General features: G+C 31.7%; 11 protein-coding genes. 8 read left to right on the top strand and 3 right to left on the bottom strand.

Going from position 1 to position 14283, the window contains the following annotated elements:
- Positions 1-121 precede the first annotated feature (121 nt).
- Positions 122-1021 (bottom strand): helix-turn-helix domain-containing protein, encoded by a 900-nt coding sequence (locus tag K8Z87_RS12835; RefSeq protein WP_227477979.1) that lies wholly within the window; start codon positions 1019-1021, stop codon positions 122-124.
- Positions 1022-1240: 219 nt separating this feature from the next.
- Here K8Z87_RS12835 and K8Z87_RS12830 point away from each other — a divergent pair, with 219 nt between their 5' ends.
- From K8Z87_RS12830 to secDF, 8 genes are all read left to right on the top strand, one after another.
- Positions 1241-2065 (top strand): cyclase family protein, encoded by an 825-nt coding sequence (locus K8Z87_RS12830; RefSeq protein ID WP_227477978.1) that lies wholly within the window; start codon positions 1241-1243, stop codon positions 2063-2065.
- A gap of 323 nt (positions 2066-2388) precedes the next feature.
- Positions 2389-3081 carry a DUF6090 family protein gene (locus K8Z87_RS12825; RefSeq protein ID WP_227477977.1) on the top strand — a complete coding sequence of 231 codons (693 nt, stop codon included), beginning with the start codon at positions 2389-2391 and terminating at the stop codon, positions 3079-3081.
- Positions 3082-3846: 765 nt separating this feature from the next.
- A complete protein-coding gene (gyrB, locus tag K8Z87_RS12820; RefSeq protein ID WP_227477976.1) occupies positions 3847-5796 on the top strand; it encodes a DNA topoisomerase (ATP-hydrolyzing) subunit B in 1950 nt (649 codons plus the stop codon).
- 108 nt (positions 5797-5904) lie between these two features.
- Entirely contained in the window at positions 5905-6879 is a 975-nt protein-coding gene (locus K8Z87_RS12815; protein ID WP_227477975.1) for a DUF6588 family protein, read from the top strand.
- A 106-nt stretch (positions 6880-6985) separates the two neighbouring features.
- Complete coding sequence (locus tag K8Z87_RS12810) at positions 6986-7912, top strand: malate dehydrogenase (protein ID WP_227477974.1); 927 nt, start codon at positions 6986-6988, stop codon at positions 7910-7912.
- A 121-nt stretch (positions 7913-8033) separates the two neighbouring features.
- On the top strand, positions 8034-8693 hold the full coding sequence (locus K8Z87_RS12805) for a DUF4412 domain-containing protein (RefSeq protein ID WP_227477973.1): 660 nt from the start codon (positions 8034-8036) through the stop codon (positions 8691-8693).
- A 122-nt stretch (positions 8694-8815) separates the two neighbouring features.
- Positions 8816-9445 (top strand): hypothetical protein, encoded by a 630-nt coding sequence (locus tag K8Z87_RS12800; RefSeq protein WP_227477972.1) that lies wholly within the window; start codon positions 8816-8818, stop codon positions 9443-9445.
- A 150-nt stretch (positions 9446-9595) separates the two neighbouring features.
- Positions 9596-12610, top strand: a complete 3015-nt coding sequence (gene secDF, locus K8Z87_RS12795; protein WP_227477971.1) for a protein translocase subunit SecDF — start codon at positions 9596-9598, stop codon at positions 12608-12610.
- A 164-nt stretch (positions 12611-12774) separates the two neighbouring features.
- On the opposite strand, the gene K8Z87_RS12790 is transcribed toward secDF, so the two are convergent.
- Both K8Z87_RS12790 and lgt read right to left on the bottom strand, forming a co-directional pair.
- On the bottom strand, positions 12775-13278 hold the full coding sequence (locus tag K8Z87_RS12790; RefSeq protein ID WP_227477970.1) for a DUF192 domain-containing protein: 504 nt from the start codon (positions 13276-13278) through the stop codon (positions 12775-12777).
- Positions 13278-14108 carry a prolipoprotein diacylglyceryl transferase gene (gene lgt / locus K8Z87_RS12785; RefSeq protein WP_227477969.1) on the bottom strand — a complete coding sequence of 277 codons (831 nt, stop codon included), beginning with the start codon at positions 14106-14108 and terminating at the stop codon, positions 13278-13280. Before lgt ends, K8Z87_RS12790 begins: the two co-directional genes overlap by 1 nt.
- Positions 14109-14283: the final 175 nt, after the last annotated feature.

Below are 14283 nucleotides of genomic sequence, written 5' to 3'. Positions count from 1 at the left end.
ATCCAAGATTGTATAAAATAAAAGGGGTGTTTCAAAGATTTGAAATCACCCCTTTTCCCAATCAACCAAAAAACTAAATCATGTAATAGTTGTTAATAATTACTTTAAGATTTACTAACAGCTATAAGGTGTAATTTGAAATTAAAAAAGACTCACTCTCAGCAGTTTTGTAAAAAGCGCTAGGAAGCATTTTATATTTATCTTTAAAAAGACGTCTAAACGTTTTAGAATTGTTAAAACCACATTTGTATGCAATTTCATTGATTTTATATTGACCAGATTCTAATAAATATAAACTGTGCTCTAACTTTCTGTTTTTTATCCATTTTGCTGGTGATATACCATAAACAGTTTGAAATCGTCTTTTAAAATTTGATAGACTCATATGACATAAACTAGCATATTCACTGATACTTAAATTGTTTAAAATATTATTGTTTATGGCAGTCTTAAAATTATAGTTATCATCTTCTAAAGCAGAATAGAGTGCATTGTTTATAGTAGAGCTTAGAGGATTTATAGATAAATAATGTAATAACTCAATTGATTTTAAATCAATCAAGGTTTGTTTTATTTTAGGTATGTATGTTTTATTAAATAATAGTGAGATGCTAGAGTTTAACTGATCTAAAAATGCACAATTATCAATATGTATAACATTGTTAATCTCATTAGATAGCTGATCTTCTTTAAGTGGGTTTTTATAATGAAATTGTTTTAAAGCTTCTTTAGATAAGAAAAATAAGTAAGCTTTAAAGGACTTATAACCTATAGATGGACTCTTTGACAATATATATTTGCCATTTTTTATAATTGTAGATGTACCAGCTTTAATATTACAAGCGCCTTTGTAAGATTCTAAATTTGCTTCACCTGTTTTAATATATAAGTAAAGCACTTCATTAAAGCTAACCTCTATATCAATAGCATCTAATGGATGAATATATTCAACACATGTTACATGAGTTCCTTTAAGAACATTATGGTCAGAATCGTTATTAAAATCTTCTAGTAAGCACATCACTATTATTAATTATCTATTTTAATGTTGATGCAAATAAAGCATGAGAACAGACCTCTATACAATTAAAAAAGGTTGAAGTGGAAAAATGAGGTTTAAAAAGGAATTATAAAAAGCTTTATTTTATATTGAATGGATCAGTTTTTTAATATTCCATTTTGATTAAAACAATTATCTTTAAAGTCTAATTAATACCGATTCAATAACTTAAACATTATCATGAGAATTAAATTAGGCATTATTTACCTGCTATGTGGTATTATTCTATCCTGTGCAAAAAAGAAGAATGAGCTAGAACCCAAAATTATAAACGAAGAAATACCGAAAGCAAGGCGTATAATTGACTTAACACACACGTTTTCTGAAGAAACAGTGTATTGGGTAACTGCTAAAGAATTTCAATTAGATGTTGTTGCAAAAGGAGATACCGATAAAGGCTTCTTCTATGCAGCAAATAATTTTGAAACTGCCGAACATGGAGGTACGCATATAGATGCACCGATTCACTTCTCTAAAGGCAAACATTCTACGGATGAAATTCCTCTAGAACGCTTAATAGGGAAAGGCATTAAAATAGATGTTTCTGCTAATGCATTATTAGATGTAGATTATTTAGTAAGTGTACAAGATTTTTTAGATTGGGAAAATGAGAATGGCCAAATCGAAGATGGCTCAATTGTACTTTTGCAAACCGGACACTCAAAATATTACCCAGATAAATTAAAGTATTTAGGCACAGATGAGCGTGGTGATGAAGCTGTAAAATTATTACATTTCCCCGGACTTTCACCAGAAGCTGCCACTTGGTTAGTAGAAAATAGAAATATAGAATCTATAGGTATAGACACACCGAGTATTGATTATGGACAATCCGAGTATTTTAAAAGCCATGTCATTTTGTTATCAGAAAATATACCAGTCTTTGAGAACGTAGCATACTTAGATCAATTACCAAACAAAGATTTTGAAGTTATTGCCTTGCCAATGAAAATAAAAGACGGTAGTGGAGGTCCGCTACGCATTATAGCCTTAATTAATAACTAAAAAATAATTATTTGGAAACTAAAACCATAATATACCTTGTTGCTTTTGCCTTGATTTTACGCATTGTAGTACGGTTGATATTTAAATACAAAAAAGAAGAAAGTAAAACAGACGAGTCTAATGATTAAATTCTTTCATTATCGAAACAAAATTAAAGCGCTTTTAAATTGACACCCCTAAAGTCCCTCAAGGGGACATTATAAAGATACGTATTAAAAACTTGTCCCCTTGAGGGGACTTTAGGGGTGTTTTAATAAATTTATCTTTAAAGAAACATAATTAGAAGAATGATTAAACTTTTTAGAAAAATACGATATAACCTTATGGAGCAGAACAAAACTGGTAAATATTTTAAATACGCTATTGGCGAAATTATTCTTGTAGTTATAGGAATCCTTATTGCATTGCAGATTAACAATTGGAATGAAGGCAGAAAGACTAAATCTAAATCTGACATTTATGTAGATAAGATTATTAATGACCTTATACAAGATACATTGAACATAAATGACCTAATTAGAACAAGTAATATTTATAAAGAAAGTATCAATAATTACTTTTCTTTTTTTGATAAAGGAAATATACCTATAGATATATTAATAGATAGTAGTAGAAATGTTTTAACAAGTTATTACAGGTACATACCAGTAAATCATACATTTTTAGATATGCAAGCATCAGGGAATTCGAGCCTGTTAAGTGAGCGTCAAAGAGAGGTGTTGATTCAATTAGGGTCAGAGCAAGAACAGCTTATTATAATCATTGAAAAACTCATTAGTCGATCAATTAAAGAAAGTGATGAAAAAAATAAATATTTAGGTTTTCCAGAGAATTTTTATCAAAAATTAGGTAAACCTATAAGTGAGAGCAAGAAAACACAATGGCTTATTCATGCACACTTAGACTTAGAAGCTAGATCCGATTTATATTTTTTTATGGAGTCAAGAGGCAATAGAATAAAAGAAAAATCTCGAGAGGCTATTCAAATTTTGAAAAATGAATTAAAAGATGATTAAATTCTTCTGTTATATGCGTCGTTCACTAATTCAAGAAAACAAAGTCTTTTGTCATTCCGACAGAATTCCAATATTTTGGAACGACGAGGAATATCATAAAGAGATTCTTCGCTTCATTACATTCGCTCTGAATGACAATTAACTTCAAATTATGCTAAATTCTTTCATTATCGAAACAAAATTTTGCTGTCACATTGAGCGCAGTCGAAATGAAGCAAAATCAAAGATCTACAAGACCTTTGATAAGTATACAAATTGAAAATTAGAATATAAAACTATGATTAAATTCTTTCGCCAAACAAGTATAAACTTACTTATTGAAAGTAACATAGGTTCATCCGCCGAAGCTTCAGCGATGGTGGGCAAATACTTTAAGTATGTCATTGCCGAAATCGTTCTTGTTATTAGTATACTTATCGCTTTATAAATTAATAACTGCAATAATTCTCACAGAACATTATAGAAGAAAGACGCTGAAAATGGGTAAAGAATCTAGCAAGTCTAACTTTAAATTATAGCTTCTAAAGCTTTTTTTGAAAAAGCTATATTATGAAGCATGTATAAAAAACACAAAATCAATTTTAAGAACATTTTTAAGCCTTTTAAGCCACTTTTAAGTAATTAACAAATGTTAATAATTATTGCTTTCAATCCATAAAAAGCTTTTAAAAAGATAGGTTATTTCGTATCTTTGATAGTACCGAAAAATGATACAATTGTATCATTTTTTTATTTTAATTAGAACTTAATCTTATTCAAAATATAATGAGCGAAGAAAAAGAAGAATTTAACAAGCATAATTATTCAGCAGATAGTATTCAAGCCCTTGAAGGTATGGAGCACGTACGTATGCGTCCTTCCATGTATATTGGCGATGTTGGTACACGTGGGTTACACCATTTAGTATATGAGGTTGTCGATAACTCTATTGATGAAGCACTTGCTGGGCATTGTAATAATATTACTGTAATTATCAATGAAGATAATTCTATTACTACTGAAGATGATGGTCGTGGTATTCCTGTAGATATCCATAAAAAAGAAGGGGTTTCTGCGCTAGAGGTTGTAATGACTAAAATTGGTGCTGGTGGTAAGTTCGATAAAGATTCGTATAAAGTCTCTGGTGGATTGCATGGTGTTGGTGTAAGTTGTGTAAATGCATTATCCGAGCATTTAAGAGCTACGGTATATAGAGATGGTAAAATTTGGGAGCAAGAGTATGAGCGTGGTAAAACGTTATATCCTGTAAAAACAATTGGAGATACTGACAAAAGAGGAACAACAGTAACTTTTAAGCCAGATGCTACAATATTTACACAGACGTTAGAATACAATTACGACACTTTAGCAAGTCGTATGCGTGAATTGGCATACCTAAATAAGGGGATTACAGTTCATTTAGTAGATCGTCGTCATAAAAAAGAAGATGGTTCTTTTGAAGGAGAAACATTTCACTCTAAAAATGGGCTACCAGAATTTGTTAAATTCTTAGATGGTAACAGAGAACCTTTAATGAAAGATGTTATTGCGTTTGAAGGTGAGAAAAATGGTGTGCCAGTAGAGGTTGCTATGATATACAATACATCGTATGCTGAGAATTTGCACAGTTATGTAAATAATATAAACACACATGAAGGAGGAACACATTTATCTGGTTTCCGTCGTGGTTTAACACATACACTTAAAAAGTATGCTGATGGATCAGGAATGTTAGATAAATTAAAGTTTGATATCGCCGGAGATGATTTCCGTGAAGGATTAACAGCTATTATTTCTGTAAAAGTACAAGAACCGCAATTTGAAGGGCAAACAAAAACCAAATTAGGAAACAGAGAAGTTTCTGCAGCGGTAAGTCAATCGGTTTCAGAAATGCTAACGAATTACTTAGAAGAAAATCCTGACGATGCTAAGACCATAGTACAGAAAGTAATTCTAGCAGCACAAGCGCGTCATGCAGCACAGAAAGCTCGCGAGATGGTGCAGCGTAAAACGGTAATGAGTATTGGTGGTTTACCTGGAAAATTATCTGATTGTTCTGAACAAGATCCTGAAAAATGTGAAATATATTTAGTCGAGGGAGATTCTGCAGGTGGAACAGCTAAGATGGGGCGAGATAGAGCATTTCAAGCCATTTTACCGCTACGTGGTAAAATATTGAATGTAGAAAAAGCGATGCAGCATAAAGTATTTGAGAATGAGGAAATTAAGAATATTTTCACTGCATTAGGAGTTACAATTGGTACAGAAGAAGACCCAAGAGCTCTAAATCTTTCTAAATTAAGATATCATAAAGTTGTGATTATGTGTGATGCCGATATCGATGGTAGTCATATTGCAACATTAATTTTGACCTTTTTCTTTAGATATATGAAAGAATTGGTAGAAAACGGGCATATTTACATTGCTACACCACCATTATATCTGGTTAAAAAAGGTGCTAAAAAACAATATGCATGGTCTGATGCAGAACGTGATCAGATTGTTGAAGGTTATGGTGATGGATCAAAAATTCAACGTTATAAAGGTTTAGGTGAGATGAATGCGGAACAACTTTGGGATACAACGATGAATCCTGAGTTTAGAACCATGCGATTAGTACAGATTGAAAATGGAGTAGAAGCAGATCGTGTGTTCTCAATGCTTATGGGAGACGAAGTGCCACCGCGTAGAGAGTTTATTGAAAAGAATGCTATTTATGCAAATATTGATGCATAGATAAATAGTTGTAATTTATTTTAAAGGCAATTACTAATTTTAGTAATTGCCTTTTTTTATTTGTATTTTTAAACGCTATTAATCAATAAATTAACCAAAATCTACTCTATGTCTTTTCTTAAAGCATTCTGTTTTTATGCATTGTTATGTTGCTCTAGTTATACTATTTATGCACAAACCAATCAAGATGTAGATGATGTGGTTTCCGATTTAATTTTATTATCTCAAGAATATATCAATCCTGCAGCTATAGGTGTTTCTTATCAGGCTTCTGCTGGTTGGTATACAACAGCAGTAAAAAAAGAACAATGGAATTTAGAACTTTCGTTACAAGGAGGTGTATTGGCATTGCCCGATAAATTTAAGACGTTTTCAATTAATCAATCTCAATTAAGAAATTTAAGGGTTATAGATGGTGGAGAACGAGTTACATTTCCAACGTCTATTGGAGGAACAGATATTTCTGAATTAGAAGGTACTATTAATGGAGACACATTTCGGTTTGATGCTCCAGAAGGTATTGATCAAGATTACGTGAGTCAAGTACAAGTACAAGCGGCGCTAACCGTATGGAAGGGAACTACGATTATAGGACGTTTTTCACCTAGAATTGAAATAAAAGAAACCAGTTATAATACGTTTGGTGTGGGAGTGCATCATAATTTATCACAATGGTTTAATAAGAATACCTCTAACTTTAGTTTAGGAGCCTTAATTGCATATTCTAACTTTAATGTAGAAGATACCTTTAGTAATATCAATGTTGTTATAGGCAATCTAAACTCAGTAGAAGTGCAAGGAGATTCATTTACCTATCAGTTAACAGCAACGCAGCAGATAAATAAGTTTTCAATTTCTGGTGGCTTAGGGTTTATCTCAAGTACGTTTGATTATGAAGTTGGCGGTGATGGAGATTTAATTTTGTCCATTCTTAACACCGTTTTAAATAATACATCGAATTCAAATTCTGAATTTAAAGCCGATCTGTCTTTAGATTATAAAATTGGTGATTTTTCAGTAAATAGTATGCTTACTTTTGGGAGGTTTGTGAATCTTACTTTGGGGTTAAATTACAACTTGTAATCTTTCAGAAAATCAACGACTTATTTCTTAGAGTTTTTTTAAGTAAAAGAGTTTTTAAAATTCGTATTTTTGTAAATCAATAATATAATAACTAATACAAATAAAAATGAAAGTAACTGTAGTTGGAGCAGGCGCAGTAGGAGCAAGTTGCGCTGAATATATAGCGATTAAAAACTTTGCTTCAGAAGTAGTCATCTTAGATATTAAAGAAGGTTATGCCGAAGGTAAAGCCATGGATTTAATGCAAACCGCTTCTTTAAATGGTTTTGATACAAAGGTTGTAGGAAGTACTAGCGATTATTCTAAAACTGCAGGAAGCGATATCTGTGTTATTACATCTGGTATTCCTCGTAAGCCTGGAATGACACGCGAAGAATTAATTGGTATCAATGCAGGAATTGTAAAATCGGTATCTGGGAGCTTAATAGAGCATTCGCCAAACACTATTATTATTGTGGTTAGTAATCCTATGGATACGATGACCTATTTGGTTCATAAAACTACAGACCTTCCTAAAAATAGAATTATTGGTATGGGAGGCGCTTTAGACTCTGCACGTTTTAAGTACAGATTAGCAGAAGCTTTAGAAGCTCCAATAAGCGATGTAGATGGTATGGTTATCGGTGGACATAGTGATAAAGGTATGGTGCCATTAACAGCACATGCTACACGAAATAGTGTTAAGGTTTCAGAATTTTTATCAGAAGAGCGTTTAAACCAAGTTAAAGAAGATACTAAGGTTGGTGGTGCTACATTAACAAAATTATTAGGGACTTCAGCATGGTATGCGCCAGGCGCTGCGGTTTCTGGGTTGGTACAAGCTATAGCTTGTGATCAAAAGAAAATGTACCCATGTTCGGCTTTATTAGCAGGAGAATATGGTCTTAATGATCTGTGTATTGGTGTGCCAGTAATTCTAGGACGTAACGGTATTGAAAATATTGTTGAAATAGAATTAAGTGCTGCTGAAAAAGCGCATATGCAAGAAAGTGCTGAAGGCGTTAAAAAAACAAACGGATTATTAGAGTTGTAAGATTCTAGATAACAATTTAAAAGAGTCTTTCTAACTATATTTAGAAAGACTTTTTTGTTTTATGTGTAACAATAAATTAAAATGGTATACTTGTAGATTGTAAATAAAAATAAAAAGCACTATGAAAAAAACGTTAATACTAGCTCTAGCATTATCAATGAGTTTTGTGGCACTAGCCCAAGAAAAAATTACAGAAGGAATATTAGTTTCAAAACAAACCATTTCTACACCAAGTGATAATGTACAAACTAAGATGCAAATAGCGAGCTTAGGCGAAATGCAAACTACAATATATATTAAAGGTGTTAAATCTAGGTCAGAATTATCCAACCCACAATCAGGTGATGTTACTACAATATCAGATATGGATAAGAAAGAAGTATTAATGATAATGGATAGTCCAACGATAGGAAAAGGCTATATGCTTCAAAAAATAGAATTGACAGAAGAAGTTTTGAATAGTATTAATTTAGTTGAAGGTACAGAAACTAAAACTATTTTGGGTTATGAATGTAAACAATATACTGTTAAGATAAATCAAGGAGGACAAGAAATAGAAATGGAATTGTTTACAACAGATAAGATAGCAGCAGAAGCATCTCAGCAAGCAACAATGCTTGGAGATAAATTAAAAGGATTTCCATTATACTCTGTTACTAAAATGAATCAATTAGGTACAGATATGATTATTACTACAGAAATAACAGAAATTAAAAAGGGAGAAGTTGCTGATGAAAAATTTAGCTTAACACCGCCTGAAGGATATCGAAAAATGAATTAATAAGGATAATAAACAAAGAAAAAGACTGCATCACTGCAGTCTTTTTTTTAAAATTACAACCTTTTTTAAGATAACATAGTAAAGGCTGCATATATGCAGCCTTTATTTTTTATATTTGGCTGATGAAATTGAAAAGATACTTTAATGTATTAATAATTGTCCTTGCAATAACTGGTGCTATATATCAGCAACAAAACACTATTGCAAATCAGGAGATTGCATTTCAATTTTCAGAAGTGGACACTCAATCTACTGAAGCTCAAAAAACAATTGCTAAAATTACTAAGCAATTAGAGGATTTTGGAGTTGAAAATATCCAAATTAAAGAAGAACAAGGCCAGCTTAAAATTTCATATTTCAGTGATGCCGATGTTGCAAGCATTAAAAATATTCTTTCAAACGATAATGCTATAACTCTTAACTACAATACGGATAAGCAACAAAAAAATCAAGATAGCGACACAGAAAACGACTCTAAAGTTTTATACGATTTAGATGTTTATGAGATTCAGAACGGAAATGATTCTCAATGGGATTTTGATAGTAAGTATGTTTTAGAGTTAGATTCTAAAGCGGATCGATTTTTTAATCCAAATCCTTATGTATCTAGTTTAGATACAAATTCAAAACATACAGAAAGATTATTTAAAGTTGCCTACAAAATTAATAAGTCTATTGGTATTGCAATTGATCATTTCTCTTATAAAATACCAGAGGTTAGAGCTGGACCTTCTTCTTATAGAAACTCGTAATACATTTTCGAGTTTTATACTCCAAAACCCTAAATTCTATAGCTTTTATTAAAGCATAACATTATATATAATCACAAAAAATAATTGTCGAATTATAAGGTAAACTTTATATTTGCCCGTTTTAAAAATTTGACACTAAACAAAATAGAAATGCAAAACAAAGGATTAGTTAAACTATTTGCACTGTTATTTGGATTGGTAAGTATCTATCAATTATCATTTACATTCAAAGCAAATCAAGTTGAAAACACCGCAAAAGAAGTAGCACAAACAAGATTTCCGGATGATGCTAAAGCTTCTAACACAGCAGAATTACGTTATTTAGATTCTTTAAAGACCGAAGAAACATTTAACTTAGGAATAAAGAAATTTACATATTCAGAAGTTAAAGATAACGCAATGAATCTTGGTCTTGACCTTAAAGGAGGTATCAATGCCATTATTCAAATTTCTGTAAAAGATATATTAAAAGGTCTTGCCAATAATAGTAAAGATCCAACTTTTAATCAAGCATTAGAAGATGCTGATCAGCTTCAAAAAGACTCTCAAGATTCATATTTAGAATCTTTTTATACCGCTTTCGATGCAATTAAGGGAGATACAAAATTAGCTTCACCAGATATTTTTGCAAATAGATCATTAAGTGACGACATTAAATTTAATATGTCGGATAACGAAGTAAAAAGTATTATATCTACTAAGGTAGATGAGTCTATTGTTTCTGCGTTCGAAGTCTTACGTAATCGTATTGATGGTTTTGGTGTAACCTCTCCAAACATTCAACGTTTAGGAAACTCAGGGCGTATTTTATTAGAATTGCCAGGTGCAAGAGATAGAGAACGTGTTGTAGAATTAATTACTACAACAGCTCAATTACAATTTTGGGAAACATATAATATAAATGAAATAGCTGGTTTTGTATTACAAGTTAATCAACGTTTAATCACTGAGGAAGCTGCAAAATCTGAAGCTGAAGAATCAACAACAGAAGCAGGTGAAGCAGAACAGGTTAAAGATTCTACATCGAATACTATTGAAAGTTTAACAGGACAGATTGAGCAAGATACTACTGCTACGCAACAAAATAATAATCCATTAGGGATTCAAAGTTTAGGACAAGGTGGACCAGTAATTGGTACTTTTTTAGCTAAAGATAAAGGTTTAGTTATTGAGAAATTAAATGCCAATAGAGATTTATTGCCAGCAGAACAACGTTATGTACGTTTTGCATGGGCTAAGCCTCAAGATAAAGATTCTGAGTTTTTAGAGTTATATGCATTAAAAGGAAATAGAGATAACGAGCCACAATTAAGTGGAGCTGTAATTACAGATGCTTATCAAGAATATGATCCAAGAAATCGTCCAGCAGTAGGTATGACTATGAATGCTAAAGGATCTAAGGTTTGGGAAGAAATGACAGGTGTGGCATACACTACTAGAGGTAATATTGCTATTGTATTAGATGATATTGTATATTCTGCTCCTGGAGTAAGTACTGGACCAATTGCTGGAGGAAGATCTCAGATAACAGGAGAATTTTCATTAGAAGAAGCAACAGATTTAGCAAATGTATTACGAGCTGGTAAATTACCTGCTTCTGCTGAGATTATTCAAGCGGATGAGGTTGGACCTTCGTTAGGTCAAGAAGCGATTGATTCAGGAGTGCAGTCTTTCTTAATCGCTTTAGGTTTTGTATTGTTATGGATGATTTTCTACTATGGCAAAGGAGGTATTTTTGCTGATATAGCATTGTTGTTAAACATCCTTTTAATCTTTGGTGTATTATCTGGTCTTGGTGCGGTTTTAACTTTACCTGGTATTGCCGGTATTGTATTAACTATTGGTATTTCGGTAGATGCCAACGTACTTATTTTTGAACGTATACGCGAAGAAATTGCAAAAGGAAAATCTCAAAAAGATTCTATTAAAGACGGTTTTGCTAATGCATTATCTTCAATCTTAGATGCCAACATTACTACAGGTTTAACAGCTTTAATCTTATTTGTATTTGGTACAGGACCAATTAAAGGTTTCGCTACAACTTTAATCATTGGTATTTTAACATCGTTATTCACAGCTATATTCATTACAAGATTACTTGTAGATTGGTATATTAATAGAGGTGGAAAATTAGATTTCTCTACATCATTAACTAAAGGTTTCTTGAAAAATGTAAATATTAATTTCTTAGGAAAACGTAAGATCGCTTATGTCATTTCAGGGATTTTAATTGCAGCAAGTTTAGGTTCTTTATTTACAACAGGTTTAGATCAAGGTATTGATTTTGTTGGAGGTAGAACATACCAAGTACGTTTTGCTCAAGATGTAAGTGTAGAAGAAGTAAAAAGTGATTTAACTGCTGTATTTAATAGTGCTGAAGTAAAAACTATTGGAGGTAACAATCAATTAAAAATTTCTACTAAATACAAAGTTGAAGATAATTCTACTGAAGCTGATGAAGAAGTACAATCTAAATTATTTGAAGCGATAAAGAAATACTTACCAGATGGTATAACCTATCAAGAATTCTTAGATGGTTCTGGTGATGCTAAAATTGGTAAGATGTTATCAAGTAAAGTAAGTCCAACAATTGCCGATGATATTAAAAAATCATCATTCTGGGCAGTTTTAGGATCTTTAGTTGTAGTCTTCTTATACATCTTAATTCGTTTTAAAAGATGGCAATTTTCTCTTGGTGCTGTGGCTGCAGTATTCCATGATGTATTAATTGTTTTAGGTATTTTCTCTTTAGCGTGGCCATACATGCCATTTAGTATGGAGATCGATCAAGCATTTATAGCGGCAATATTAACGGTAATTGGTTATTCGTTAAATGATACCGTGGTTGTATTCGATAGAATTAGAGAGTATTTAAATGAGCATACAAAATGGGAATTTGCAAGAACCATTAATGCATCATTAAACAGTACATTAAGTAGAACATTAAATACGTCTTTAACAACATTAGTAGTGTTATTAGCCATGTTCTTCTTAGGTGCAGATTCATTAAGAGGATTCTTATTTGCATTAATTGTAGGTGTGTTAGTAGGTACATATTCTTCATTATTTATTGCAACACCAATTATGTACGATACTGCTAGGAAAGGTGACGCTGCAGAATCATTAAAGAAAAAAGTAAAAGAAGAAGACGAAGAAAACGCCTAATTCTTTTTAGAATATATTTTAAAAGCCCGTTCTCAATAGTGAACGGGCTTTTTGTTTTTTAATATTTCGATATTTTAATTAGCCTGATGTTTTTCAATAACTATCGAAAATACATTATGAAGCTTATTTAATAATGATGAAATGAGGAATATTTAATTATTAGGTTATTTAGAAATATCAAACTGAATTTTATCTCCTTTCTTTAATTGCCATTCATCAGAAAGACCAGCATTAAGCTCTAACACATATTTTGCAGGTACTTCAGATGGCAACGAGGTTTCATCAAAAGGTTTTGCATTTTTCTGAAAGCTAACAATAGTACTATCTGCTGAGATATAAATAATATCTAATGGAATATGGGTGTTTTTCATATAGAAACTACGGTAATCTTCATCTTCAAAAATAAAGAGCATACCACGATTAGTCTTCATTGTGTTTCTATACATTAAACCTGTCTGAATTTCGTAATCAGTATTAGCAATCTCTATATCTATAGATTGTATAATTGAATCGTTATCAGCTTTTATAAGTTGAAGTGCTCCTTCTTTTTTAAATGAAATAACTATAGGTTTAGATTCTTGGATTCTTTTATCATCCTTACAAGATGATACTATTAGGCAAAACCCAAAACAAGAAATCGATAGTATTTTAAACCAATTTTTACGCATTATTGCAATTGCGTTTTAGGTTTGTAAACAAACATAAAATAAAGGCCAATAATAATAAACGGAATGCTTAATAATTGTCCAGTGGAGAGAACATTACCAAAATACTCTTCAATACCACCTTGACTTACTTTTACGTATTCTACAAAGAAACGAACCGTCCATAGTAACACTAGAAACAGACCAAATAAAAAGCCTTGTTGCTCCGATTTTTTGGTTTTCCAATAGAAAAAGAAGAGTATTAAAAAGACGAAAATATAGCAAAACGCTTCATACAATTGTGCCGGATGTCTTGGAGCAGTTTCACCAAGTTGTTTAAATACAACACCAAAATCAGAACCGGTTTCTTTACCTATAATTTCAGAATTTATAAAATTACCTATTCTAACAAAAATAGCGCCTAAAGCTACTGGTATAACAACACGATCTAAAATCCAAAGTACAGTCTTTTTTAATACTTTTTTGTTGTAGATGTACATAGAAATAATCATAGCAATAGCTGCGCCATGACTTGCTAAACCTTGAAAACCTGTAAAGCGTATGCCATCTACAAAACTAAACGGTAAAAAGATGCTAAAAAAGTCTTCTGTGATAAGTTCGGATTGATAAAAAATAACATGACCTAAGCGCGCTCCTAACATAATTCCTAAAACCGAATAAATAAATAAAGAATCTAGAGACTCATCAGATTGCCCTTCGTTTTTATAAATACGCTTTGTGATATAGAATCCTAAAACAAAAGCAACAATCCACATCATGCTATAAAAATGAAGCTTAAAAAAGCCTAAATCAATAAACTTAATAGGATCCCAGACAAATTGTAACGCGTACATATATTATAATTTTAAAACGTAAATATACTATTTTACTAAGATTGAAAATATAAAAGTATGTTATTTAATCTTCTTTTGGTGGCACAGGATCATGGCCAGAACCTCCCCAAGGCGACAGAGCGTTAATAAAATGTACAGTGTACATTTTTAGTGAATGTGCGAGCATGCGCGTGAG

Source organism: Winogradskyella immobilis (assembly GCF_021887715.1).
GTDB classification, from domain to species: domain Bacteria; phylum Bacteroidota; class Bacteroidia; order Flavobacteriales; family Flavobacteriaceae; genus Winogradskyella; species Winogradskyella immobilis.
This window is presented reverse-complemented; position numbering and strand designations above follow the sequence as displayed.

Coding starts and splice junctions, on each gene's coding strand:
- K8Z87_RS12810 (WP_227477974.1), top strand. CDS start 6,986: ATGAAAGTAACTGTAGTTGGAGCAGGCGCAGTAGGAGCAAGTTGCGCT.
- K8Z87_RS12815 (WP_227477975.1), top strand. CDS start 5,905: ATGTCTTTTCTTAAAGCATTCTGTTTTTATGCATTGTTATGTTGCTCT.
- K8Z87_RS12835 (WP_227477979.1), bottom strand. CDS start 1,021: ATGTGCTTACTAGAAGATTTTAATAACGATTCTGACCATAATGTTCTT.
- K8Z87_RS12830 (WP_227477978.1), top strand. CDS start 1,241: ATGAGAATTAAATTAGGCATTATTTACCTGCTATGTGGTATTATTCTA.
- K8Z87_RS12805 (WP_227477973.1), top strand. CDS start 8,034: ATGAAAAAAACGTTAATACTAGCTCTAGCATTATCAATGAGTTTTGTG.
- gyrB (WP_227477976.1), top strand. CDS start 3,847: ATGAGCGAAGAAAAAGAAGAATTTAACAAGCATAATTATTCAGCAGAT.
- lgt (WP_227477969.1), bottom strand. CDS start 14,108: ATGTACGCGTTACAATTTGTCTGGGATCCTATTAAGTTTATTGATTTA.
- K8Z87_RS12825 (WP_227477977.1), top strand. CDS start 2,389: ATGGAGCAGAACAAAACTGGTAAATATTTTAAATACGCTATTGGCGAA.
- secDF (WP_227477971.1), top strand. CDS start 9,596: ATGCAAAACAAAGGATTAGTTAAACTATTTGCACTGTTATTTGGATTG.
- K8Z87_RS12800 (WP_227477972.1), top strand. CDS start 8,816: ATGAAATTGAAAAGATACTTTAATGTATTAATAATTGTCCTTGCAATA.
- K8Z87_RS12790 (WP_227477970.1), bottom strand. CDS start 13,278: ATGCGTAAAAATTGGTTTAAAATACTATCGATTTCTTGTTTTGGGTTT.